Source organism: Rhodovulum marinum (assembly GCF_004343075.1).
GTDB classification, from domain to species: domain Bacteria; phylum Pseudomonadota; class Alphaproteobacteria; order Rhodobacterales; family Rhodobacteraceae; genus Rhodovulum; species Rhodovulum marinum.
Map to the genome: position 1 here is coordinate 183,087 of NZ_SLXP01000007.1, position 23,987 is coordinate 207,073.

25 protein-coding genes are annotated in these 23,987 nt (G+C 69.3%); 9 read left to right on the top strand and 16 right to left on the bottom strand.

The genetic code is table 11. From position 1 onward, the window contains the following. Positions 1–75: 75 nt before the first annotated feature. Both map and sfsA read right to left on the bottom strand, forming a co-directional pair. Positions 76–948 carry a type I methionyl aminopeptidase gene (gene map, locus EV662_RS12420; RefSeq protein WP_243695839.1) on the bottom strand — a complete coding sequence of 291 codons (873 nt, stop codon included), beginning with the start codon at positions 946–948 and terminating at the stop codon, positions 76–78. Between the two features lie 65 nt (positions 949–1,013). Then, a complete protein-coding gene (gene sfsA, locus EV662_RS12425) occupies positions 1,014–1,730 on the bottom strand; it encodes a DNA/RNA nuclease SfsA (protein WP_132462780.1) in 717 nt (238 codons plus the stop codon). A gap of 45 nt (positions 1,731–1,775) precedes the next feature. Here sfsA and EV662_RS12430 point away from each other — a divergent pair, with 45 nt between their 5' ends. Genes EV662_RS12430 through EV662_RS12445 form a run of 4 tightly spaced genes read left to right on the top strand, consistent with a single transcriptional unit; the run spans position 1,776 to position 4,749 of the window. Then, complete coding sequence (locus tag EV662_RS12430; RefSeq protein ID WP_132462783.1) at positions 1,776–2,507, top strand: competence/damage-inducible protein A; 732 nt, start codon at positions 1,776–1,778, stop codon at positions 2,505–2,507. Further along, on the top strand, positions 2,504–3,229 hold the full coding sequence (locus tag EV662_RS12435; protein ID WP_132462786.1) for a GNAT family N-acetyltransferase: 726 nt from the start codon (positions 2,504–2,506) through the stop codon (positions 3,227–3,229). The genes EV662_RS12430 and EV662_RS12435 overlap by 4 nt, the downstream gene beginning before the upstream one ends. Positions 3,230–3,232: 3 nt before the next feature. After that, entirely contained in the window at positions 3,233–3,808 is a 576-nt protein-coding gene (locus EV662_RS12440; RefSeq protein ID WP_132462789.1) for a peroxidase-related enzyme, read from the top strand. Continuing rightward, positions 3,805–4,749, top strand: a complete 945-nt coding sequence (locus EV662_RS12445; RefSeq protein WP_132462792.1) for an OmpA family protein — start codon at positions 3,805–3,807, stop codon at positions 4,747–4,749. Before EV662_RS12440 ends, EV662_RS12445 begins: the two co-directional genes overlap by 4 nt. A gap of 242 nt (positions 4,750–4,991) precedes the next feature. Here EV662_RS12445 and EV662_RS12450 read toward each other — a convergent pair whose 3' ends face one another. The 6 genes from EV662_RS12450 to ilvD all read right to left on the bottom strand — a co-directional run bounded on the left by EV662_RS12450 (position 4,992) and on the right by ilvD (position 11,946). Beyond that, a complete protein-coding gene (locus EV662_RS12450) occupies positions 4,992–5,894 on the bottom strand; it encodes a LysR family transcriptional regulator (protein WP_132462795.1) in 903 nt (300 codons plus the stop codon). Positions 5,895–6,063: 169 nt separating this feature from the next. Continuing rightward, on the bottom strand, positions 6,064–8,079 hold the full coding sequence (locus EV662_RS12455; protein ID WP_132462798.1) for an NADPH-dependent 2,4-dienoyl-CoA reductase: 2,016 nt from the start codon (positions 8,077–8,079) through the stop codon (positions 6,064–6,066). Positions 8,080–8,180: 101 nt separating this feature from the next. Continuing rightward, on the bottom strand, positions 8,181–8,573 hold the full coding sequence (locus tag EV662_RS12460; protein ID WP_243695840.1) for a hypothetical protein: 393 nt from the start codon (positions 8,571–8,573) through the stop codon (positions 8,181–8,183). Then, the gene (locus EV662_RS12465) at positions 8,570–9,343 is read right to left on the bottom strand and encodes a DUF6478 family protein (protein ID WP_132462801.1); all 774 of its coding nucleotides are present in this window, start codon (positions 9,341–9,343) and stop codon (positions 8,570–8,572) included. Before EV662_RS12465 ends, EV662_RS12460 begins: the two co-directional genes overlap by 4 nt. A 70-nt stretch (positions 9,344–9,413) precedes the next feature. After that, the gene (locus tag EV662_RS12470) at positions 9,414–10,232 is read right to left on the bottom strand and encodes a hypothetical protein (RefSeq protein WP_132462804.1); all 819 of its coding nucleotides are present in this window, start codon (positions 10,230–10,232) and stop codon (positions 9,414–9,416) included. Further along, entirely contained in the window at positions 10,213–11,946 is a 1,734-nt protein-coding gene (gene ilvD / locus EV662_RS12475; RefSeq protein WP_132462807.1) for a dihydroxy-acid dehydratase, read from the bottom strand. The genes EV662_RS12470 and ilvD overlap by 20 nt, the downstream gene beginning before the upstream one ends. Before the next feature lie 115 nt (positions 11,947–12,061). Between ilvD and EV662_RS12480 the strand changes: the two genes are divergently transcribed. From EV662_RS12480 to EV662_RS12495, 4 genes are all read left to right on the top strand, one after another. Beyond that, on the top strand, positions 12,062–12,946 hold the full coding sequence (locus EV662_RS12480) for a CPBP family intramembrane glutamic endopeptidase (RefSeq protein WP_132462810.1): 885 nt from the start codon (positions 12,062–12,064) through the stop codon (positions 12,944–12,946). 61 nt (positions 12,947–13,007) lie between these two features. Further along, entirely contained in the window at positions 13,008–13,883 is an 876-nt protein-coding gene (locus tag EV662_RS12485; RefSeq protein WP_132462813.1) for a CPBP family intramembrane glutamic endopeptidase, read from the top strand. Between the two features lie 77 nt (positions 13,884–13,960). Continuing rightward, complete coding sequence (gene accD, locus EV662_RS12490; RefSeq protein ID WP_132462816.1) at positions 13,961–14,956, top strand: acetyl-CoA carboxylase, carboxyltransferase subunit beta; 996 nt, start codon at positions 13,961–13,963, stop codon at positions 14,954–14,956. Positions 14,957–14,988: 32 nt separating this feature from the next. Then, complete coding sequence (locus tag EV662_RS12495; protein WP_425057016.1) at positions 14,989–16,227, top strand: bifunctional folylpolyglutamate synthase/dihydrofolate synthase; 1,239 nt, start codon at positions 14,989–14,991, stop codon at positions 16,225–16,227. On the opposite strand, the gene zapE is transcribed toward EV662_RS12495, so the two are convergent. From zapE to mbfA, 7 genes are all read right to left on the bottom strand, one after another. Continuing rightward, positions 16,224–17,312: a cell division protein ZapE gene (zapE, locus tag EV662_RS12500; RefSeq protein ID WP_132462822.1), complete on the bottom strand. Its 1,089-nt coding sequence runs from the start codon at positions 17,310–17,312 to the stop codon at positions 16,224–16,226. The two genes, EV662_RS12495 and zapE, sit on opposite strands and share 4 nt — an antisense overlap. Positions 17,313–17,360: 48 nt before the next feature. Next, a complete protein-coding gene (locus EV662_RS12505; RefSeq protein WP_132462825.1) occupies positions 17,361–18,281 on the bottom strand; it encodes an ornithine cyclodeaminase family protein in 921 nt (306 codons plus the stop codon). Beyond that, entirely contained in the window at positions 18,274–18,903 is a 630-nt protein-coding gene (locus tag EV662_RS12510) for an HAD family hydrolase (protein ID WP_132462828.1), read from the bottom strand. Before EV662_RS12510 ends, EV662_RS12505 begins: the two co-directional genes overlap by 8 nt. 77 nt (positions 18,904–18,980) lie before the next feature. Then, positions 18,981–19,433, bottom strand: coding sequence for a YaiI/YqxD family protein (locus tag EV662_RS12515; protein ID WP_132462894.1), 453 nt, complete (start codon positions 19,431–19,433; stop codon positions 18,981–18,983). After that, positions 19,433–20,263 (bottom strand): S-formylglutathione hydrolase, encoded by an 831-nt coding sequence (gene fghA / locus EV662_RS12520; RefSeq protein ID WP_132462831.1) that lies wholly within the window; start codon positions 20,261–20,263, stop codon positions 19,433–19,435. Before fghA ends, EV662_RS12515 begins: the two co-directional genes overlap by 1 nt. A gap of 61 nt (positions 20,264–20,324) precedes the next feature. After that, positions 20,325–21,254, bottom strand: coding sequence for an AEC family transporter (locus EV662_RS12525; RefSeq protein WP_132462834.1), 930 nt, complete (start codon positions 21,252–21,254; stop codon positions 20,325–20,327). A gap of 56 nt (positions 21,255–21,310) precedes the next feature. Next, positions 21,311–22,288 carry an iron exporter MbfA gene (mbfA, locus tag EV662_RS12530; protein ID WP_132462837.1) on the bottom strand — a complete coding sequence of 326 codons (978 nt, stop codon included), beginning with the start codon at positions 22,286–22,288 and terminating at the stop codon, positions 21,311–21,313. 173 nt (positions 22,289–22,461) lie between these two features. Between mbfA and EV662_RS12535 the strand changes: the two genes are divergently transcribed. Then, positions 22,462–23,079 (top strand): TetR/AcrR family transcriptional regulator, encoded by a 618-nt coding sequence (locus EV662_RS12535; RefSeq protein WP_132462840.1) that lies wholly within the window; start codon positions 22,462–22,464, stop codon positions 23,077–23,079. 2 nt (positions 23,080–23,081) lie between these two features. Here EV662_RS12535 and EV662_RS12540 read toward each other — a convergent pair whose 3' ends face one another. Continuing rightward, positions 23,082–23,807, bottom strand: a complete 726-nt coding sequence (locus EV662_RS12540; protein ID WP_132462843.1) for an NYN domain-containing protein — start codon at positions 23,805–23,807, stop codon at positions 23,082–23,084. Positions 23,808–23,987 lie beyond the last annotated feature (180 nt).

Consider the following 23,987-nt stretch of genomic DNA (forward strand, 5'->3'; position numbering starts at 1 on the left):
GGGCGGAATCTGGGTCGCATCTGGGGCATCGGCGCTCCTTTCCGGCGGACGGGCGCGCCCGGCATCGGGGGCGGCCTAGCGATAGGTAGGGTGGAACAGCCCCGCCGGCGAGAGCGTGAAGATCTCGGCGCCCTCGGCGGTGACGCCGATGGAATGCTCGAACTGCGCCGACAGCGTCTTGTCGCGGGTCACCGCCGTCCAGTCATCGGCCAGCACCCCGGTCTCGGGGCGGCCAAGGTTCACCATCGGCTCGATGGTGAAGAACATCCCCTCTTCCAGAACCGGCCCGGCGCCCTTCTGGCCGTAATGCAGCACGTTGGGGGGCGCGTGGAACACCCGCCCCAGCCCGTGGCCGCAGAAATCGCGCACCACGCTCATCTTGTGGCTTTCCACATAGGTCTGGATCGCGTGGCCGATATCGCCGAAGGTGTTGCCGGGCCTGACCGCGTCGATCCCCTTGAACAGCGCGTCATGGGTCACCTGGATCAGCCGCTCGGCCTTGCGCGACAGTTTCCCCGCCACGTACATCCGGCTGGTGTCGCCGAACCAGCCATCGACGATCACCGTCACGTCGATGTTCAGGATGTCGCCATCGACCAGCACGTCATCCTTGCGCCGTTTCTCCAGGTCCTTCGACACCGTCTCGGTGCCGCTTTTCGGGATCGGCGCGCCGGGGATGCCGTGGCAGACCACGTTGTTGACCGAGATGCAGCTGGCGTGCCGGTACCCCTTGTAGCCGATGGTGGCCGAGGTCGCGCCCTTGGCCTCGACCATTTCGGTGATCAGCCGGTCGATTTCGCCGGTGCTCTGGCCGGGATGCACCGCGGGGGCGATCTCGTCCAGGATCTCGGCCGCAACCCGCCCGGCCGCATGCATGCCCGCGAAATCCTCGCGTTCATGGATGCGGATGTTGTCCCTGTTGCGGCGGGTCCGCCTTTTCTCGTCCACTGGCAACTCCTCGGCCCCTCGCGCGGCAACATAATGCGGCATCGCGGCAATGGCCAGTGCAGGCCCTAACCCTGCGGCGCAAGGTCCACCGGCAGCGGCGCGGCCAGCGTCACGCCGCCCGTGTCGATCGCGGTGCCGTAACACAACATCTCGACCCCCGCCGCGGCGGCCGCGCGCGCCGCCTGCGCATAGGCGGGGTCGATATCCGCGGCCAGCCGGAACCGCGCGCAATCGCTGCGCTGCACCAGGTACAGAACCGCCGCCCGGTGCCCCGCCTGCGCCATCCGCGCCAGTTCGGCCATGTGTTTCGCGCCGCGCGCCGTCACGCTGTCGGGAAACTCGGCCCAGTCGCCCGCGCGGCGCAGATGCACGTTCTTCACCTCGACATAGGCGTCGGGCAACCCCGCCCCGGTCAACAGGAAATCCACCCGGCTGCGTTCGCCATATTTCACCTCGGCGCGCACCTGCCCATACGCCGCGAATTCCGCCACGCGGGCCGCCTCCAGCGCCTCGCGCACCACCCGGTTGGGCAGGCCCGCGTCGATCCCCGCCCAGTGCCCGCCGGGCAGCTCCGCCAGCCGCCAGCCATAGCGCAGCTTCTTCCTGGGGTCGTCATTGGGTTCCAGCCAGACGCGCAGGCCCGGCTCCTTCAGCCCCATCATCGAGCCGGGGTTCGGGCAATGCGCCGTCACCGCCTGCCCGCTGTCCAGCGTCACGTCGGCCAGGAACCGGTTATAGCGGCGGATCAGCCGACCGCGCACGAGGGGGCTTTGAAAGCGCATGACCCGGACCTATACCGAGGCAAGAGACCGGACAAGGAGGCGAGCATGGGCAATCCCACCGCGGCGATGCTGGTGATCGGCGACGAGATCCTTTCGGGGCGAACGCGCGACGCCAACATGCATTTCCTCGCGGGCGAACTGGTCAAGCACGGCATCCGCCTGTCCGAGGTCCGCATCGTCCCCGACATCCCCGAGCGCATCGTCGAGGCGCTGAACGCCCTGCGGGCGGCCTATGACACGGTGTTCACCTCGGGCGGCATCGGGCCGACCCATGACGACATCACCGCCGACGCGGTCGCCGCGGCCTTTGGCGTGGGGATCGACGTGCGCGAGGATGCCCGCGCCCTGATGCAGGAGTATTGCGACCGGATGGGGCGCGAGCTGAACGAATCGCGCCTGCGCATGGCCCGCATCCCCGAAGGCGCCGCGCTGATCGAGAACCCGATTTCCGCCGCGCCGGGGTTCACCATCGGCAACGTGCATGTCATGGCCGGCGTGCCCTCGATCTTCCAGGCGATGGTGGCGGGCGTGCTTCCGACGCTGGTGGGGGGCGACGCGCTTCTGTCGCAGAACCTGACCGTGGAACGGGCCGAGGGCGACATCGCCGGCGAGCTGCGCGGGCTGGCCGCCGAATTTCCCGACCTGTCCATCGGCTCCTACCCCTTCGTGCGCGACGGGGTCTACGGCACCAATATCGTGATCCGCGGCAGCGACGGCGCACGGCTGGACGCCGCCATGGGCCGGCTTTGCGCGACCTTCCCCGAGGCGGTCGCGTGACGCCCGAGGCGCTGTTCGCGGCGCAAGAGGCCACCTGGCCGCCCGCGTCGAAAACCCGTCTCGGCCCCTGGTGCATCCGCGACGGCCAGGGCGGCGGCAAGCGCGTCTCGGCCGCCACCGCCCAGGGCCCGGTGACGGAGGCCGAGATAGACGCGGCCGAGGCCGCCATGGCCGATCTGGACCAGCCGCCCCTGGTCATGGTCCGCCCCGGCGAAGACAGGCTCGACGCCCTGCTGGCCGCCCGCGGCTATGCGCTGGTCGACCCGGTCGAGGTGCTGGCCGCGCCCGTCGAGACGCTGGCCGCCGAACCGCCCCCCCCGGTCACCGCCTTCACCGTCTGGGAACCGCTGGCGATCATGAACGAACTGTGGGACGAGGCCGGCATCGGCCCCGCGCGCCGCGCGGTGATGGCCCGCGCCGCCACGCCGAAAACCGCCGTGATGGGCCGCCAGAACGACCGCGCCGCCGGCGCCGCCTTCGCCGCGATCCATGGGGGGCTGTGTTTCGTGCATGCCATGGCGGTGGCCGCCCCCCACCGTCGGCAAGGCACCGCCGTCAACATGATGCGGGCCGTGGCCCAATGGGCCCAAGATCATGGGGCAGAACAGCTTGCAGCCCTTGTAACCCAGGACAACGCGGCGGCCCGCGCGCTCTACGCTTCCTTGGGGATGCGGAATGTGGGACACTATCACTACAGAATGAAAGCGCCACCAATGGCCTGAGCAGTGACAGATAAACCCGACCTTCCCACGGCGCTCGACCTGCCGCCGGTCGACCCGTTGCCGCCCGAGACGCGGAAATATTTCGACATCTGCGCCGAGAAACTGGGCCTCGTGCCCAACGTGCTGCGCGCCTATGCCTTCGACATCGCCAAGCTGAACGCGTTCTCCGCGATGTATAACGACCTGATGCTGGGCGAAAGCGGGCTGACGAAACTGGAACGCGAGATGATCGCGGTCGTGGTCTCGTCGATCAACCGCTGCTGGTACTGCCAGGTGGCCCATGGCGCGGCGGTCCGCGAGCTTTCGGGCGATCCGAAACTGGGCGAGGCGATGGTGATGAACTATCGCGCCGCGCCCCTGAACGCCCGCCAGCGCGCGATGCTGGACTTCGCCGAAAAGCTGACGCTGGAAAGCCACCGGGTAGAGGAGGCCGACCGCCAGGCCCTGCGCGACCAGGGCTTTTCCGACCGCGACATCTGGGACATCGCCGCGGTGGCGGGCTTTTTCAACATGTCGAACCGGATCGCCTCGGCCAGCGGCATGGAACCGAACGAGGCCTATCACGGCGCCCACAGATGACCCCGCTGCGCCCGATCGCCTGCGCCCTGCTGCTGGCCGCCACACCGGCCGCGGCGGCGCCCGCCCTGACCCTGCCCGACGCGGCGACCCTGGCGGCCGAGGAAACCGTGGCCCGGGCGACGGTCGCGATCCCGGTGGCCGGGTTCGACGGCACCCGGGTGCCCGCGATCCGCGCCGAAGGCACGGTCACCCGCCGCGCCTGGCAACAGCCGCTGAAGGGACGGACCACGATGCAGGTCATGGCGCCGCTGCGCGATGCGCTGCTGGCCGAGGGGTTCCAGGTGATCCACGCCTGCGCCGCCGAGACCTGCGGCGGGTTCGACTTCCGCTTCGCCACCGACACGCTGCCCGAACCGGCGATGCATGTGGACCTGGGCGATTTCCGGTTCCTGTCGGCCCGGCGGCTGGGGGCGGGGGGGCCGGAATACGTCACGCTCATGGTCAGCCGGTCCAGCGCCCGCGCCTTCGTGCAGATGACGACGGTCGGCCCGCCCGAGCATGACGCGCCCGACCTGGTGTCATCCAGCAAGAACAACGCGGCGGGCGGCCCTCTGGCCGCGGATGCACCGCTGACCGACCGCCTGGCGCTGGATGGGCACGCGGTGCTGCGCGACCTCGACTTCGCCACCGGCTCGGCGACGCTGGCCGAGGGCGATTTTCCCTCGCTCACCGCGCTCGCGCGCTATCTGGACGACAATCCTGACCTGTCGGTGATGCTGGTCGGCCATACCGACGCGGTCGGCGCACTGGACAACAACATAGCGCTGTCGCGCCGGCGGGCGCAGGCGGTGCGGGCCTATCTCGTCGACCGGCTGGGCGTACCGGCCGATCGCGTGAGCGCCGAGGGCGCCGGCTACCTCGCGCCGCTGGCCAGCAACCGGACCGAAGACGGCCGGATGCAGAATCGCCGCGTCGAGGTCATCCTGACATCGGTGGACTAGGCGCGGCCGATCCCCCCTCACGGCAGACCGCATGACCCGCGGAATACCCGGGTCTTTCGGGTTTCGCCTTGGCTTCGCCAAGGCGACCGGCTGGGGGGCGTTGCCCCCCAGGCCCCCCAGGGTGCTTGCACCAAGAAGAAGAACCCTGTGTCTTCTTCTGGCCGCAAATATCCCGGGGGGTGTCCGAAGGACGGGGGGCAGCGCCCCCCCATGCGCCGGCCGCAGGCAGGCGCCTCCTCCGATCAGATGACGGCGTCCTCGCCCGAGAACCTGTCCACCAGGAAGTCGATGAAGGCGCGCACCTTGGGCTGGGTGAACCGCCCCGGCGGGTAGACCGCGTAGATGCCCAGCTTTTCCGTCGGCAGGCCCGGGATCGCCTCTTCGACAAGCCCCTTTTCCAGCGCGTCCTTGAACAGGAAACTGGGCAGATAGGCTATGCCCAACCCCGAGATCGCCGCGTTCAACAGCGACTGGCCGTCATTGACCGTCAGCCAGCCCGCGGTGCGCACCTGGCGTTTCTCGCCCGAAGGCGCGGTGATCTTCCAGACATTGCCGCTGGCCTGGTTGGAGTAGTGCAACAGCTTGTGCTCGTTCAGGTCGTCGATCTTCTGCGGGCGGCCGTATTTCTGGAAATAGGACGGCGCGCCGATCATCCGCTTGCTGGTTTCGGCGAGTTTCCGGGCGCGCAGCGTGCTGTCCTCCAGTTCGCCCACCCGGATCGCCATGTCGAAGCCTTCCGAGATCAGTTCGACATAGCGGTTGTTCAGCACCATGTTCACGGTGATGTCGGGGAATTGCTGCAGGAAATCGCCCAGCAGCGGCGACAGGTGATTGACCCCGAAATCGGTGGCGACCGAGATCCGCAACAGCCCCGAGGGCGCCGATTGCATCGAGGTCACCAGCGCGTCGGCCTCGCCCGCATCGTTCAGCACCTTGCGCGCGCGGTCGTAATAGGCCAGGCCGATCTCGGTCGGGCTGACGCGGCGGGTGGTGCGGTTCAAGAGCCGCGCACCAAGGCGTGCCTCGAGCGACGAGACATGCTTCGACACCGCGGATTTCGAGATTCCCATCTTCTTGGCGGCGTCGGTAAAGCCGCCCTGGTCCACCACGGTGGCAAAGGCCTCCATCTCGGTCAGTCGATCCATCGGAACATCCTTACTCACACCCCCGTGCTGTCCGTTACAATCCTCGGCAATTCGGGCAGGAATTTGAAAGGCGCTCGACAATACTGGGGTCATTGACGGATCGTCATGTCACGGGAAACCGCCCAAAGTGGCGCGACTCCCCGCCTCGGTACCCGCCAACCCCTTGATTTCAAAAGGTAGCGGCCAGGCGCGCGCCCTGGTCGATGGCGCGCTTGGCATCCAGTTCCGCCGCGACATCCGCGCCGCCGATGACATGGTGAACGATGCCCGCCGCCTCCAGCGCACGTGCCAGGGCGCGCTCGGGCTCCTGCCCGGCGCACAGGACCACCGTGTCGGCCGCGATCAGCCGCCGGTCGCCGCCCGACGCGATCTCGATCCCCGCGGGGGTGATCCGTTCATAGGTCACGCCGCCCAGCATCTCGACCGCCTTCATCCGCAGCGCCGTGCGATGGATCCAGCCCGTGGTCTTGCCCAGCCGGCGGCCCGGTTTCTCGGGCTTCCTTTGCAACAGCGTCACCTGCCGCAGGGGCCGCGAGGGGCTGGGGCCGCCCGGCGCCAGCCCGCCGCGGTGGATCGCCGGGTCGCCCACGCCCCATTCCGCGCGCCAGTCCGTGGGGTCCAGCGTCGGGCTGCGCCCGGTCACCAGGAATTCGGCGACATCGAAGCCGATGCCCCCCGCCCCCACGATGGCCACGCGCGGCCCCACCTCGGCCCCGCCCGCCAGCACGTCGGCATAGCCCAGCACATGGGGCAGGTCTTGCCCGGGGATGCCGGGATCGCGCGGGGTCACGCCGGTGGCGACCACCACCGCGTCGAACCCGGCCAGGTCCGCCGCCCCGGGCGCGGTCGACAGGCGCAGGTCGACCCCGCGCCGGTCCAGCATGGTTTCATACCAGACCACCAGCCCGTCGAACTCTTCCTTGCCGGGGATGCGGCGGGCCAGGTTCAACTGCCCGCCGATGCCCTCGGCCTTGTCGAACAGCGTGACCCGGTGCCCGCGCTCGGCCGCGACCAGCGCCGCCGACAGCCCCGCGGGCCCCGCGCCCACCACGGCGATGCGTTTCGGCGCCTCTGCCTTTTCGTAGCACAGTTCCGTTTCGAAACAGGCGCGCGGGTTGACCAGGCAGGTCGAGACCTTGCCCGAGAACGTGTGATCCAGGCAGGCCTGGTTGCAGGCGATACAGGGCGCGATCTCGTCGGCGCGGCCCCCTGCGGCCTTGGCCACGAAGGCCGCGTCGGCCAGCCAGGGCCGCGCCATCGACACCATGTCGGCCACGCCCTCGGCCAACAACTTTTCCGCCAGATCGGGCGTGTTGATCCGGTTCGAGGTGATCAGCGGGATGCCCACCTTGCCCATCAGCTTCCGCGTCACCCAGGCGAACCCGGCCCGCGGCACCGAGGTGGCAATCGTCGGCACCCGTGCCTCGTGCCAGCCGATCCCGGTGTTCAGGATCGAGGCGCCCGCCTTTTCAATGCGTTGCGCCAGTTCCAGCACCTCGTCAAAGGTCGACCCGCCGGGGATGAGGTCGATCATCGACAGCCTGTAGATCAGGATGAAATCCGGCCCCACCGCCGCGCGGACACGCGCCACCACCTCCAGCGGCAAGCGCATCCGGTTTTCATAGCTGCCGCCCCAGCGGTCGGTGCGCTTGTTGGTATGGGTGACCAGGAACTGGTTCAGGAAATACCCCTCCGACCCCATCACCTCGACCCCGTCATAGCCCGCCTCGCGGGCGCGGGTGGCCGCCGTGACGATATCGGCGATCTGTTTTTCGATCCCCGCCTCGTCCAACTCGATCGGCGCAAAGGGCGAGATCGGCGACTTGATCGCGCTGGGGGCCACGCAATCGGGGCCATAGGCATAGCGGCCCGCGTGCAGGATCTGCATCGCGATCAACCCGCCCTCGGCATGGACGCGGTCCGTCACGCGGGCGTGGTTGGCGATGTCATCCTCCGTGTAAAGCCCCGCCGCTCCGGGAAAAACCCCGCCCTCGGGGTTCGGCGCCATGCCCCCGGTCACGATCAGCCCGGCCCCGCCACGCGCGCGCAGCCCATAGAACTCGGCCACCCGGTTCCAGTCGCCGCGCTCTTCCAGCCCGGTATGCATCGAGCCCATCAGAACCCGATTGCGAAGCGTGACATGGCCCAGGTCAAGCGGCGCCAGAAGATGCGGATAGTCGGTCATTCGGTCCTCCTGCGGTGCAGGATGCCGACGGCCCCGCCGCCTGTCACGGTCGACGCGGCGTCACCCGGCCCGCGGCGCGGCCGGGGCGACGGGCCGGCGGGTCACATCGTCTCGACACAGTGCCGGCGGAACGCCTTTTTCAACAGGTCCAGTTCGGCGCGCAACAGGTCGATCTCGGCGCGCAGGTCATGGTCCAGCGGCGCGCCGGCGACGATGGCGAAACTGGCCAGCGTCGCGCCGCCGGCCGCCTCACGCACCACGAAGGTCTGCACCCCGTCCGACAGCAGGTCAGCCGGGATCGGCACGCGCACCGCATAGCGGCCGGGCAGGTCGGCATCGGGGGTCAGCGTCACGCCCGAAAGCGGCGTCTCCAGGTGGACCACCTCGATCGCGGGCGGCGCCTCGCCCGCCGCGCCGTCCAGAACGCCCTCCCACACGCCCGCGCGCAGGCGCGTCGCCGTCAGGCGCAGGCCGGTTGCCCCCGTATCCCTCACAGCTCGGCCCTCGGGCGGCGGCTCAGCGTGACGTCGCGCAGCGTGATCTGGTTCATCTGCGGCCCCTCGAAGATCAGGTCCAGCCACATCTTCTCGACCCGTTTCTCGTTCAGCCCGGTATAGGCCAGGTCGAATTCCACCGCCATGTCGCGCGTCTCCAGCGGCAGTTCACGGACCAGCTGTTCGACATTGGGCCCGTGTTGCACGTTCAGCCGGGCGAAGATTTCCAAGGGTTTCTCGGTCTCGATGGTGGTCTCCAGCCGCACCAGGTGGCGACGGCGCAGCCCCGCCACGGCCTCGGCCGGCAGGTCGATGGCCAGCGACAGGAAATTGCCGTCGAACCGGAACACGTCCAGCCGCAGGCCATGGGGCGCGATATCCTGGGCCTGGGTGTTGCGCACCTGCCGGACGGTCAGTTCCGACCGCAGGCAATCGTGAAAGACGCGCGCCTCGGTGCCGATGGGGGTCTTGCTTTCCACCGCGGCGGCGCCCGCCGGGGTGATCGGGCCGCGGAACAGTTCGGGCCGCCAGGCCCAGTCCGCGCCCAGCGGCCGGCGCAGCGCGCTGCCCGGGCCCAGCGGCAGGCCCAGTCGGCCATCGGCGGCGTGCAGCACCCGGTCCAGCTGGCGACGCAACCGCACCGCGCGCATGCGCAGCGGGCGCAGGTCGGCCGGGTCCATCCTGCCCGCGGCATCGGCGGCACGCCCCCAGGCCGACAACGCGTGTCGGAACAGGAACCTGTCGATCAGGGCATCGGGTCTTGGGGCCATCGGGCGACTGCTCGGTCCTGGTTTTCGGCGAGGCTACCTCAGACCGGCCATGGTTTCAGCATGGTTAATCTCAGCGCTGCAAAAAACCGAAAAAGCGACGCAACCCGGTCGGTTGCGGCGCGGCGGCCGGGACCGCGGCGGCGGCCTCGGGGGCCGGTGCGGTGGCCGCGGCGGGCATCGCCGGGGCCTCCGGCGTGCCGGCATCGGGGGTCAGCGCGGCACTTTCGGCGCGGATGCGGGCGGCGAAATCGCGCAGCACCGCCAGCCCCGCCTTGTCACTGATCGGCCGGTCGTCGAAGCCCACCACCGAGGCGGTCACGATCCGCCCGTTCACGTCGAAGATCGCGCGCCAGTAATCGTTGCGCAGCCCCGCGCCCAGCCCCGCGCTGCGGTCGCGCGCGCGCAGCACGAACAGCCCGTCGCGGTCGAACATCTCGACCACCTCGACGCTGGCGGCGCGCCCGTCGCGGGCCAGCGCCGCGCGCCCCTCGTCGGACGCGAAGAACCGTGCCAGGACCAACGCGCGATCCTCGGGCGTCCCGCCCGGCCCCGGGTTCGCCGCGACCGAGGCGGTCAACAACGCGTCCGTCGCCGGCACCGGCGCGTTCCGCCGGCCCGAAATCGCCGCGCAACTGGCCATCAGCACAAAGGCGCCCTCGACCCCGTCGCGGGTGGCCGTGCCGTCGATACAGAACCCGCGGGGCCCCGCGATGGCCACCGTGTCGCCGGCGACCGTCACCTTCTGCGGTGCCGCGCGCGACTGCAACAGCCCGCCCAGCCCGGTGGTCGCCTCGGGCCCGGCGGCGACGCAGCCCGACAGCGCCAGTGCCACGAGGCCGGCCAGGACAGGCCGGCCCGCGCGGCGCGGATCAGAGATCCATGTAGGCATGCTTCTCCTGGGCGCCGCCCGGATGGGTGACGGCCCCCTTGCGGGTGGACCCGACCAGCTGGGCGTATTTCCACAGCGCGCCCGAGGCATAGATCGTTTCCTTCGGGCCTTTCCAGGCCTCCTTGCGCGCGGCCAGCTCGGCGTCCGACAGGGCGACCGACAGCTCGCCCTTGACCGCGTCGATGGTGATCATGTCGCCATCCTGCACCAGCGCGATCGGCCCGCCATGCGCCGCCTCGGGGCCGACATGGCCCACACAGAACCCGCGCGTCGCGCCCGAGAACCGCCCGTCGGTGATCAGGGCGACCTTCTTGCCCATGCCCTGGCCCGACAGGGCGGCGGTGGTGGCCAGCATCTCGCGCATGCCGGGGCCGCCCGCGGGGCCCTCGTTGCGGATGACGATGACCTCGCCCTCCTTGTAGGCGCGCGACTTGACCGCCTCGAACGCGTCTTCCTCGCATTCGAACACGCGGGCGGGGCCGGTGAACACCTGCTGGTCGGCCTCCATGCCGGCGACCTTCACGATGGCGCCCTCGGGGGCCAGGTTACCTTTCAGGCCCACCACGCCGCCGGTGGGGGTGATCGGGGTGTCGACCGGATAGATCACCCGGCCATCGGCCTCGCGGGTGACCATGTCGATTTCCTCGCCGATGGTGCGGCCGGTGACGGTCAGGCAGTCTTCGTGGATCAGGCCGGCCTTGCGCAGTTCCTTCATGATGACCGGCACGCCGCCCGCCTCGTACAGGTCCTTGGCGACGTATTTCCCGCCCGGTTTCAGGTCGACGAAATAGGGCGTGTCGCGGAAGATGTCGGTCACGTCGAACAGGTCGAACTCGATCCCGGCCTCGTGCGCGATGGCGGGCAGGTGCAGCCCGGCATTGGTCGACCCGCCGGTGCAGGCCACGACGCGCGCGGCGTTTTCCAGCGCCTTGCGGGTGACGATGTCGCGGGCGCGGATGTTCTTTTCGATCAGGTTCATCACCGCCTGGCCCGAGGCCTCGCAATACTGGTCGCGGGATTCATAGGGCGCGGGCGCCCCCGACGAATTCGGTAGCGCCAGCCCGATCGCCTCGGAGACACAGGCCATGGTGTTGGCGGTGAACTGGCCGCCGCAGGCGCCCGCCGACGGGCAGGCGACCTTTTCCAGCGCGATCAGCGCCTCTTCCGACATGTTGCCGGCCTGGTTCTGGCCCACGGCCTCGAACACGTCCTGCACGGTGACGTCCTTGCCCTCGTGCCGGCCCGGCAGGATCGACCCGCCATAGATGAACACCGACGGCACGTTCAGCCGCAGCATCGCCATCATCATCCCCGGAAGCGACTTGTCACAGCCCGCCAGCCCCACCAGCGCGTCATAGCAATGCCCGCGCATGGTCAGTTCAACGGTGTCGGCGATCGCCTCGCGCGAGGCCAGCGACGAGCGCATCCCCTCGTGGCCCATGGCGATGCCGTCGGTCACGGTGATCGTGGTGAACTCGCGCGGGGTGCCGTGCGCCTCTTTCACGCCCATCTTGACCGCCTGGGCCTGCCGGTTCAGCGCGATGTTGCAGGGCGCCGCCTCGTTCCAGCAGGTCGCCACGCCGACGAAGGGCTGGTGGATCTCGTCCTCGGAAATCCCCATCGCGTAGTAATAGGACCGGTGCGGCGCGCGGGACGGGCCCTCGGTCACATGGCGGCTGGGCAGGCGGGACTTGTCGACGGGTCGCTTGAGCATGGGAACCTCCGGAACGTGTTGCCCATGGGAATAGACGCAAGGGCCGGGCAGAGACAAGCAATTGATGGGCGCCGCGGGGCGGTCTAGGGTCGCGCTCGCAAGGGATGAGGGGCCGATGCGCTATCAACCGCACGAACGCCTGACCGCGCCCGCGCGCGCCCGGCCCGCGCTGTGGCGGCTGGCGGCGGGCGCGATCACGGCGCTGGCGGTCTATTACGGGCTGATCTACGCGCTGTTCGGCCTGGTCGCCATCGCCCGCGGGGCCGATATCGCGGCCTCGGTCTTTTCCGGCATCTTCGTCACCACCCTGACGGCGGCCGGAACGCTGGGGCTTCTGGCCTCGTTCGGGTTCCTGGTGATCGGCACGCTGGTGGCCGCGCAGCTGTTCCAGCACCGCGGGCTGACCACGCTGACAGGCCCGCCTTCGCTGGCCGCAAGCCATTTCGCACGGGTGCTGCGGGCGCTGGCGCTGCTTTACGCGGCGGTGTGGCTGCTCCTGCCCTCGGGGGTGCCGCTGACGCCCCATGTCGGTTTCGGGCGCTGGCTGACGCTCTTGCCGCTGGCGGTGCCGCTGATCCTGCTGCAGGTCGGCGCCGAGGAACTTTTCTTCCGCGGCTACCTGCAACAGCAACTCGCCGCCCGCTTTCGAAACCCGGCGATCTGGATCGGCCTGCCCGCCGCCCTGTTCGCCTGGGGCCATTACATGCCCGAGGAAACCGGCGCCAACGCGCTGATGGTGGCGGCCTGGGCGGGCGTGTTCGCGGCGGCCGCCGCCGACCTGACCGCGCGCACCGGCACGCTGGGGGCGGCCGTCGCGCTGCATTTCGCCAATAACGCGGTGGCGATCCTGTTCCTGTCGCTGCCCGGCCCGGTCTCGGGGCTGGCGCTGTATACCTACCCGTTCGCCCCCGACGACCCGGCCCTCACACCGCTGTTCCTGGTCGACCTGGCCGTGATCGGGGTGTCGTGGCTGGCCGCCCGCGTCGCCCTTCGCGTCTGAGTTGAAGCCGCCCCCGCCGCGCGCTAGCTTGCGCCCGAACCGCCCCAAGCCCGGATCCCAGATGCGCGCCCCCCTTTTCGAGGCCTATATCGAGCCCGCCCGGCTTTACCCCGAGATCTGGCGCCTGGTCCTGGCGGTCGGCGTGATCCTGCTGATCTATGCGGGGTGTTTCGCGCTGATGATGGTGGGCGCCTACCCGGTGCTGGGGCCGCTCAACTATTTCGGCTGGCTTCAGGGGCTGACCGCGCCCGCCCAGCCGGGCCAGACGCTGTTCCTGCTGGCGACGTTCCTGGGCATGGGGCTGGGCGTGCTGATCGCCACGCCCGCGCTGCATTACCGCGACCCGGGCACGCTGTTCGGCCCGCTGCGCGACTGGATGCGCGGGTTTTTCCTGTCGCTCGCCGTCCTCGTGCCGGTCTATGCCGCGTTGTTCGTGATCGGCCGCGCCATCGCCCCGCCCGAGGCCAACCTCGCCCTTGCGGACTGGGCGCGGCTCTTGCCGCTGGCGTTGATCCTGGTGCTGGTCCAGACCGGGTCCGAGGAACTCTTGTTCCGCGGCTACCTGCAACAGCAACTTGCCGCGCGCTTTGCCTGGCGGGCGGTCTGGATGGGGCTGCCGGCGCTGGCCTTCACCGCGCTGCATTACAACCCGATGGCCGGCGGCAACGCCTGGGTCGTGCTGGTGGCGATCCTGGCCTTCGCGCTGGCCGCCGCCGACCTGACCGAGAAATCGGGCAGCCTCGGGATGGCCATGGGCTGGCATTTCATCAACAATTGCAGCTCGCTTCTGATCGTGTCGGTCAAGGGCACGATCACCGGCCTTGCGCTCTATGTCACGCCGTTCGACCTGACCGATTCCACGATGGCGCCCTTCGCCCTGGTCCTGGACATGCTGGTGATCCTGGGCATCTGGCGGCTTCTGCGCGCGCTGATCTGACCGCGCCCAGCGCGATTGCATTTCCCGCCCCCGCGGCTTATCTGAGCGGCCAGACCGAGCGAAGGGTGGCGCGCCGCATGAACTGGATCAACAACTACGTCCGGCCCAAGATCAACTCGCTGTTCTCGCGCCGCGAGATGCCCGAGAACCTGTGGACCAAATGCGACGTCTGCGGGACGATGCTGTTCCACCGCGAACTGGCGGACAACCTGAACGTCTGCACCTCCTGCGGCCACCACATGGGCATCACGCCCCGCGACCGGTTCCTGACGCTCTTCGACGGCGGCATCTTCACCGAGGTGACGGTGCCCATGCCCGTCACCGACCCGCTGGGCTTCCGCGACCAGAAGAAATACCCCGACCGGATGCGCGCCGCGCAAAAGGGCACCGGCGAGCGCGAGGCGATGCTGGTCGCCGAGGGCGAGATCGGCCGCACCCCCGTCGTCTGCGCCGCCCAGGATTTCAGCTTCATGGGCGGGTCGATGGGCATGTATGTCGGCAACGCCATCATCGCCGCCGCCCAGCGCGCCGTCGAACTGCGCCGCCCGCTGATCCTGTTCTCGGCCGCCGGCGGCGCGCGCATGCAGGAAGGCATCCTCAGCCTGATGCAGATGCCACGCTCGACCGTGGCGGTGCAGATGCTGAAAGAGGCGGGCCTGCCCTATATCGTCGTGCTGACCCATCCCACCACCGGGGGCGTCACCGCCTCCTACGCCATGCTGGGCGACGTGCAGATCGCCGAACCCAACGCGCTGATCTGCTTTGCCGGCCCCCGCGTGATCGAACAGACCATCCGCGAGAAACTGCCCGAGGGCTTCCAGCGCGCCGAATACCTGCTGGAACACGGCATGCTGGACCGGGTGACGCCGCGGACGAAGCTGCGCGAGGAACTGGTGACCATCACCCGCATGCTGATGGGCCTGCCCCCCGCGGTGATCGCCGACCTGCCGCCGCCCGCCAGCCTGTCGCACGGCCCCTCCGAGGGCGACCAGGACGGCACCGAGAACGCCGAACCGCCCCGGCGCCCCACGCCGCCCGATGCCGAACCGCCCGAGGCGGACGCCAAGACGTGAGCGGCGGGAACAGCGACGCCCTCCTTGCGCGGATGATGGCGTTGCACCCCAAGATCATCGACCTGACGCTGGACCGGGTGTGGCGCCTTCTGGCCGCGCTCGACCACCCCGAACGCCGCCTTGCCCCGGTGATCCACATCGCGGGCACCAACGGCAAGGGCTCGACGCTCGCGATGATCCGCGCGGGGCTGGAAGGCGCGGGCCAGCGCGTGCAGGCCTATACCTCGCCCCATCTCGCGCGCTTCCACGAACGCATAAGGCTGGCCGACGGGCTGATTTCCGAACCCGCGCTGACGGCGGTGCTGGACGAATGCGCGCGCGCCAATGGCGATGCGTCGATCACCTATTTCGAGATCACGACCTGCGCCGCGCTTCTCGCCTTTGCCCGCGACCCGGCCGATTACTGCCTGCTCGAGGTGGGCCTGGGCGGGCGGCTGGACGCGACCAACGTGATCGACACGCCGCGCCTTACCGTCATCACGCCCGTGGACCTGGATCACCAGCACTACCTGGGCGACACCCTGCCCGAAATCGCCGCCGAAAAGGCCGGCATCCTGAAACGCGGCGTGCCCTGCATCGTCGGCCCGCAACAGGACGCCGCGCTCGACGTGATCGAGGCCCGCGCCGCCAAGGTTGGCGCGCCGCTCATCGCCCATGGCCAGCACTGGCATGTGTGGGAAGAACGCGGGCGGCTGATCTATCAGGACGAGCGCGGCCTTCTCGACCTGCCGATGCCCGCCCTTGTCGGCGCCCACCAGGTGCAGAACGCAGGCGCCGCGCTGGCCGCGCTCCGCGCGCTGGACATGGGCGAAGAGGCCTGCGAGGCCGCGTTGACCCGCGCCACATGGCCCGCCCGCCTGCAACGCCTGCGCACCGGGCCGCTGGTCACCGCCGCGGGCCGGGCCGAACTGTGGCTTGACGGCGGCCACAACCCCGCCGCCGGCGCCGCCCTGGCCGAGGCGGTGACCCGCCTCTCGCCCCGCCCACTGCACCTGGTCTGCGGGATGCTGAACACCAAGGACGTGGCGGGTTACATGCGGCCGCTGGCGCGCGTGGCCGAAACCCTTACCGCCGTGTCGATCCCCGGCGAAACCGCGACCCTTCCGGCCGACACCACCGCCGCCGCGGCCCGGTCCGCGGGCCTGCCCGCCACCACCGCCGACAGCGTGGCCCAGGCCGTCGCCCGCATCGCCGACGCCACCCCCAACGCGCGCATCCTGATCTGCGGCTCGCTCTACCTCGCCGGAAACGTCCTGCGCCAGAACGGCTAGGCGGCCCGGTCCCGCCCCCAGTCCGCACCCTGCATTTCCCGCAAACGGCTTGCCGTGCGCTCGAACTCGAACACGCCCGCCCCTTCCAGGTACAGCATTTCGGGCACCGCCGCGGCCGAGGCGATCAGGCGCACGCGCCCCTCGTAAAGCGCATCCACCAGCGTCACGAAGCGCCGTGCCTCGTTGTAGTTCTCGCTCGACAGGCGCGGGATATCCTCCAGGATCAGCACCCGAACGGCCTCGGCGATGGCCAGGTAATCCGCCGGGCCCAGCGGTTTCGCGCAAAGGTCCCAGAACCGCGCCCGCGCCACCCCGTTGTGGAACAGCGGCAATTCCACCTCGCGGCCCTGCACCTTCAGAACCAGCGGCGCGCCCGCGCCTTCGGTGAAATCCTGCCAGATCGCCTCCATCGCCTCGCGCGCCAGGCGGTCGGCGGGGGTGAAATAGACATCCGCCCCGGTCAGCCGGTTCTGCCGGTAATCCGTGGGCGAGGCCAGGTGCACGACCTCCAGCCGGTCCTCGATCAGCCGGATGAAGGGCACGAACCGGTCCCGCTGCAACCCGTCCTTGTACAGGTCCGCCGGCACCCGGTTCGACGTCGTCACCACCGTCACCCCGGCCGCGAACATCAGTTCGAACAGCCGGCCCACGATCATCGCGTCGGTGATGTCGGTGATCTGCATCTCGTCCAGGCACAGCAGGCGCAGGCCCTTGCACATCTCGGCCGCCACCGGTTTCAGCGCGTCATCGGCCCCCTTGGCGCGCGCCGCGTGCAGCCCCGCCTGCACCTCCTGCATGAAGGCGTGGAAATGCACCCGCCGCTTGCCCTCGATCCCGACGGTGCGGTGAAAGAAATCCATCAGCATGGATTTCCCGCGCCCCACGCCGCCCCACAGGTACAGCCCGCGCACCGGCTCGGGCGGCGGGGCCTTGCGGAACAGCCCGCCCCGGGGCCGCGGCGCCGGGCGTTCCAGCGCCTCGCGTATGCGGTCCAGCGGGGCCAGCGCGGCGATCTGCGCGGGGTCGGGGTGCCATTCCCCGGCCTCGATCCTTTCGTCGTAAAGATGGCGCAGACTCATGCCCATGGCCGGGGTTCTAGTGCGCTGCACCGCAGAAAGAAAGCCCGCCGCCCGCTAGCCGCCCGCGCGCCACGCCTCCAGGATATGGGCACAGGTCATCAGGTCCAGATGCGCGCCGCCGCCGTTCTTGAACAGGGTGATCTCGTCCTCCGACCGCCGCGCGAAGGCACCCCCGGCAAGGTCGTAATAATCGGCCACCACGTCCGCCTCGGCGATCGCGCCGGCCTCCAGCGGGATCTTCAGCTCGCCGATATGGCCCAGCGTCGTGGCCCGGCTGTCGACGAAGATGCGCGCGCGGCCCAGCGCCGCGTCGTCGGCCTCGCGCATGTCGGGGCGATAGGCGCCGATCAGGTCGACATGCTGGCCCGGCCGCAGCCAGTCGCCCCGGATCAGCGGTTCGGTCGACATGGTGGCCGAGGTCACGATATCGGCCGCGCGCACCGCCGCCTCCAGGTCGCTGGCCACCGCCACCTGCGGGAAGGCCGAGGCCAGCCGCTCCGCCCCCGCGGCCGAGCGGTTCCAGACGGTGAAATGCGCCCCCGGAAACGCGCTGGAATAGGCCTCGTACAGCGAATGCGCCACGGTGCCCGCGCCCACGATCAAAATCTCGCGGCTGTCGGGCCGGGCCAGTTTTGTCGCCGCCAGCAGGCTGTCGCCCGCGGTCTTCCACTTGGTCACCAGGTGGAAATCGACGATCGCCTCCAGCGTGCCGTCGCGGTCGGAATACAGGCTAACGCCGCCGTTCACCACCGGCTTGCCGTCCGCCGGGTTGCCCGGAAAGATCGTGGCCGATTTCACCGCGATCCCCAGCCCGTCGATCCAGGCCGCCCGCGACAACAGCGTGTCGGGATCGCGGTACAGGAACGTGTCGCCGATCTCGGCCCGTGGCAGGCGGTGGCCGGCCTCCAGCGCCGGAATCAATCCCGCCCAGGTCAGGCAGCGTTCGCCTTCTTCGAAGCCGATGATCTCAGGCATGGGCCGTCCTTTCCGTCTCGTCCAGCACCCCTTCGGCGACCAGCCGCGCGGCCCAGCCCGGCGCGCCGTCGAACAGGTGCGTTTGCCAGCCCCGCGCCTTTGCCGCGGCGATGTTCTCGGGCCGGTCATCGGTAAAGATCAGCGCCCCGGGCGCGATCCCGCTGTCGCGTTCCACGATCTCGTAGATCGCGGGGTTGGGCTTGATCACCCCCAGCCGCCCCGAAACATAGGCCCGGTCGAACAGGTCGAAGAACGGATAGGCGGCGCGGGCGATTTCAAAGGTCGGCACCCCGAAATTCGTGAGCGCAAAGACCGGCACGCCGCGCGATTTCAACGCCGTCAGGATGCGCACCGATGCGGGGATGGCGGGGCTGGCCATCTCCAGCCAATGACTTTCCCACAGCCGGATTTCCGCGGCCCAATCCGGATGCCGCGCGGCCATCCCCGCCACCGCCTCCGACAGGTCCGCGCCCAGGTCGACCGACAGGTTCATCCCCTCCAGGTCGACCTCGGAAAACAGCGCGCGGCGCCGCTCGGGGCCGATCATGCGGTCGTAGAACGCCTCGGGCTGCCAGTCGATCAGCACGCGGCCGATGTCGAAGATCACCGCCTCGATGGGCATGGGGCCTCCTTGTGCCGGGTCGGCGGCAGGCTAGCGGCAGGCCCCCGCGCCCGAAAGGGGAAATCCCGCCCCCGCGCCTATCCGCCCCGCCGCGCGGTGCGCAGCGCGCGGTCCAGCGCATCCAGGAACCGCGACCGGTCGGCCTTGGAAAAGCCCTTGCCGCCGCCCTGGCGGAACGGGTCGGCCGCGCGCAGGTCGGCCATCAGGTCGCGGGTGGCCAGCTTTTGCCCGATATTCGCGGGCGTGAAGGGCTCGCCCGTGTGGTTCAGCACCTGCGCCCCGGCGGCCACGCATTTCGCGGCCAGCGGAATATCGGCCGTCACCACCACGTCGGCCGGTCCGGCCCGGTCCGCGATCCACTTGTCGGCCTCGTCGGGGCCTTCGGGCACATAGACCATGCGCGCCAGCGGGTGATCGACGGGCCGCAGCCCGCCATTCGCCACGTAATGGATTTCCGCCCCGTGACGTTCGGCCACCCGCAGCGCCTCGGCCTTGACCGGGCAGGCGTCGGCGTCGACCAGAACGCGGATCACCCGTACAGCGCCTCGGCATGGAAGGCGACGTGATCCTCCATGAAGGTCGAGACGAAGAAATAGCTGTGGTCATACCCGCCCTGCATTCGGAAAATCGCCGGGTGCCGCGTCTCGGTGATGGCCGCGGCCAGCGCCTCGGGCATCAGCGAGTCGATGAACTGGTCGCCGGTGCCCTGGTCGATCAACATCGGCCCGTTGAACCCGTTGGCGCGCAGCGACAGGCAGGCATCGTGCCGGGTCCAGTCGACATTGCCCTCGCCAAGATAGGCGTGGATCGGCTTTTTCGCCCAGTCGGACTGGCTGGGATGGGTGATCGGCGCAAAGGCCGACACGGACGCGAACCGCCCCGGATAGGCCATCGCGATGGTCAGCGCACCGTGCCCGCCCATCGAATGGCCGGTGATCGCCTGGCGTTCCTCGTCCACCGCGAAATTGTTCACGATCACGCGGGGCAGTTCCTCGGCCACGTAATCCCACATCCGGTAATGCGCGGCCCAGGGCGCCTCGGTCGCGTTCACGTAGAACCCCGCGCCCTGGCCCAGGTTGTACATCTCGTGATCCGCCACGCCCTCGCCCCTGGGCGAGGTGTCGGGAAAGACCAGCGCGATCCCCTGCTCGGCGGCCCATTGCTGGGCGCCCGCCTTGACCATGGCGTTCTCATGCGTGCAGGTCAGCCCCCACAGGTACCACAGCACCGGCACCGGGCCGTCCTCGGCCTCGGCGGGCAGGAACAGCCCAAAGGTCATGTCGCATTTGCAAACGTCGGAGGCGTGCCGGTACACGCCCTGCATGCCGCCAAAGCACTTGTTCTCGGAAAGGGTTTCCATGGCGCTCGCTCCCTCGCTGGCCCGGGCTATGGCCTAGCGCGCGCACCCCGGTTCGGCAAGGTCACAGCGTCAGAACCCAGGCGATCACCGCCGGAACCGTCAGGATCGAGACCGCCGTCGAGATCAGGATCGACGCCGAAACCCGCTGCGGCGCGACCCCGTAATGCTGCGCCAGGATATAGACATTGCCCGCCACCGGCAGCGCGGCGGCCGCGATCATCACCCCCGCCGCATATGGTTCAACGTTGAACAATACCAGCGCCGCAAAGGCCACGGCGGCCGGGTGCAGCACCAGCTTGGCCAGGGACAGCCAGCCCGCCACCGCCACCCGCTCGGCCGATTTGGTGGCCAGCGACGCGCCGATGGCGAACAGCGCGCCGGGCGTGGCCGCGCCGCCTAGGATCGTCAGGAAATCGTTCAGCGGCACGGGCATCGGCAGGCGCACCGCCGACCACGACAGGCCCAGCACGATCGACACGATCATCGGGTTCTTGACCAGCCCCACCCCCACCGTGCGCAGGATACCCAGCGCCACCCGCCCCTCGCGCGCGGCGGTGATCAGGATCACGATCAGGCTGGAAAACACGATCAGGTCGACCGCCAGCACCATCATCACCGGCCCGACCGCCGCCTCGCCCAGCAGCACGGCCAGCATCGGGATCCCAAGGAACCCGGTGTTCCCGATGGCGGCGCATTGCGCCTCGACCGCGGCCTCGGCCATGCCGCGCCCGCGCAGGAACGCCACCGCCGTCGCCAGCAGGTAAACCGCCATCGTCCCGGCCAGGTAGGCGCCCAGGAAACCCGGATCGACCAGCTCGGCCACCGGCAGGTTCGCGGCGAACCGGAAGATCATCGCCGACAGCGCGAAGTAGAAGACGAATTTCGTCAGATACGCGGTCGCCTCGGGGGTAAAGAACCGCGTGCGCCCGGCGCCATAGCCAAGCCCGATCAACGCGAAGAACGGCAGGGTCTGCAGAAAGATCGCCAGCATTGCGCCGGGCTAGCACGGGCCGGCCCGCTTGGGAATGCCGGGCGGGCGCGCGCGCCCTAGCCCGACCCGATCAGGATCCCCGCCGCCAGCACCAGCGCGCCGCCCAGCACCACCTGGAAGGCCGCGCGGAAGAACGGCGTTTCCATGTATTTCTTCTGGATCCAGGCAATCGCCCACAATTCCACGAACACCACGATCAGCGCGATGATCGTCGCCGTCCAGAAATGCGGGATCAGGTAGGGCAGCGCGTGGCCAAGCCCCCCCACCGCCGTCATCACCCCCGACGCGATGCCCCGCTTCACCGGCGAGCCGCGCCCCGAGATCTCGCCGTCATCCGACGCGGCCTCGGTAAAGCCCATGGAAATCCCCGCCCCGATCGAGGCCGCCAACCCCACCAGGAAGGTCGTCCAGGTGTCCTGCGTGGCGAACGCCGTGGCAAAGATCGGCGCCAGCGTCGAAACCGACCCGTCCATCAACCCCGCCAGCCCCGGCTGCACCCAGGTCAGCACGAATTGCCGGTGCGCGGTGCGCGCCTCCTGTTCCTTGGCGTCCTCGCCGACATGGGTGCCCACCAGGCTGTCGGCGACCGCCTCGTGCCCGGCCTCGGCCGCCGCCAGGTCGCCCAACAGCTTGCGCGTGCCCGCGTCCGCGGTGCGCTGCGCCGCCTTGACGTAGAAATGATGCGCGTCGCGCTCCATCATCTCGGCTTCTTCGCGGATCCGCTCGATGCCGAGGTTCTCGATCAGCCAGACCGGCCGCCGCGCGTAATAGCCCGAGACATGTTCGCGCCGGATCAGCGGGATCACCTCGCCGAACCGTTCGCGGTGCTTCTCGATCAGGCGCCGGCGATGGCTGTCCTCTTCGCGGGCCATCTCCTCGAACACCCGCGCGGAATCGGGATAATCGGTGCGCAGCCGCTCGGCATAGCTGCGATAGATGCGCGCGTCGTCCTCTTCGGACGAAATCGCAAGCGCCAGGATTTCCTGTTCGCTGAGGTCGGAAAAGCGGCGGCGCTGGCTGACACCGGGAATCATGCGGGGTCCTCACCTTTTAGAATGGTTCTAAAATATCGCGGATCGGTCGAGGTTCAAGGGGACCAATGCCGCACCCGGACCGCTGCCGACAGGGGGCCATTTGCCGCCCCCGCCCGGCTTGCCCGGACTGAACCGCCCGGTTTAGACTGTGCCCCCCAGACACGCGTGAGGCCATGAACGCCACTCCCGGCCGGATCAAGAAGGGGCGCAAGTTCGACCAGGTGCTGCACGGCGCCCGCGAGGTGTTCCTGCGCGACGGCTTCGAAGGCGCCAGCGTCGACGACATCGCGCGCGCCGCCGGCGTGTCCAAGGCCACGCTCTACAGCTATTTTCCCGACAAGCGGCTGTTGTTCGTCGAGGTGTTCCGCCTGGAATGCGACCGCCAGACCATGGCCGCGCTGGACGAGATCGACTTCGCCGCGCCCGTGCCGGCCGTCCTGCGCAAGGCGGGCGAACACATGGTCGCGTCCTTCCTGTCCGAACTCAACCAGGCCGTGTTCCGCGTCTGCGTGGCCGAGGCCGACCGCTTCCCCGAACTGTGCGACGCCTTCTACCGCTCGGGGCCGCGGCGGCTGCATGACGAGCTGGTGGCCTATCTCGCGGGCATCAACGATCGCGGCGAACTGGCGATCCCCGACCCGCCGCTCGCCGCCGACCAGTTCATCGAACTGTGCAAGGCCGACCTTTACCTGCGCCACCTGCTGCGCCTGGCCGACAGCTTTCCCCCCGCCGAGATCGACCGCGTGATCGACGGGGCGGTGGCCACCTTCATGGCGCGTTACGGCCGCTAGGGTCAGTCGACGCGGCGCACCTGCAACTGGTTGCCCACCTTGCGCGTCTCGAACCGTTTCAGCTCGCGCACCAGGTCCGACAGCTTGCGCTTGCCATAGCTGCGGGTGTCGAAATCGGGGTTGTCGGCGGTGATGTACTGGCCCAGCTGGCCCAGCGTGTACCACTCGTCCTCCTGCTCGATCTTGTCCATCGCGCGCAGGATCATCCCGATCGCGTCGGTCGGCGGCCGCTTGCCCGCGGGCGCGGCGGCTGTGGCGGCGGGGCCCTTCTGGGCGGGGGCCGGCTCCTCGACGATGTTCTCGATCAGCACGAAACGGTTGCAGACATTGCGCAAGCTGACCGGCGCCTTGGCCTCGCCGATGCCGATCACGTCCAGCCCGTGTTCGCGGATGCGGCTGGCCAGCCGGGTGAAATCGCTGTCGGACGAGACCAGAACGAACCCGTCGAACCGGCCCGAATGCAGGATGTCCATCGCGTCGATCACCAGCCCGATATCGGAGGCGTTCTTGCCCTTGGTGTTCGCGGTTTCCTGATGCGCCACCAGGCCGAGGGCCAGCACCTTTTCCGCCCATGGCTTCAGCCGGTCGGACGACCAGTCGCCATAGACCCGGCGCAGCGCCGGTTCCCCGAAGGAGGTGATTTCCTTCAGGATCGCCTCGGCATAGCGGGCGGGGATGTTGTCGGCGTCGATCAGGACGGCGAGGAGCGGGGGTTTTGCATCGGGCATGGCAGTCCTTGAGGGCAAAGGCAGGGCCGGGGGCATTCTGCCCCCGGACCCCCTGAGGATATTTTCAGCCAGAAGAAGAGATCAATAGACCACGACGGATCGGATGGATTTGCCTTCGTGCATGAGGTCGAAGCCGTGGTTGATCTCGTCGAGGGTCAGCTGGTGGGTGATCATCGGGTC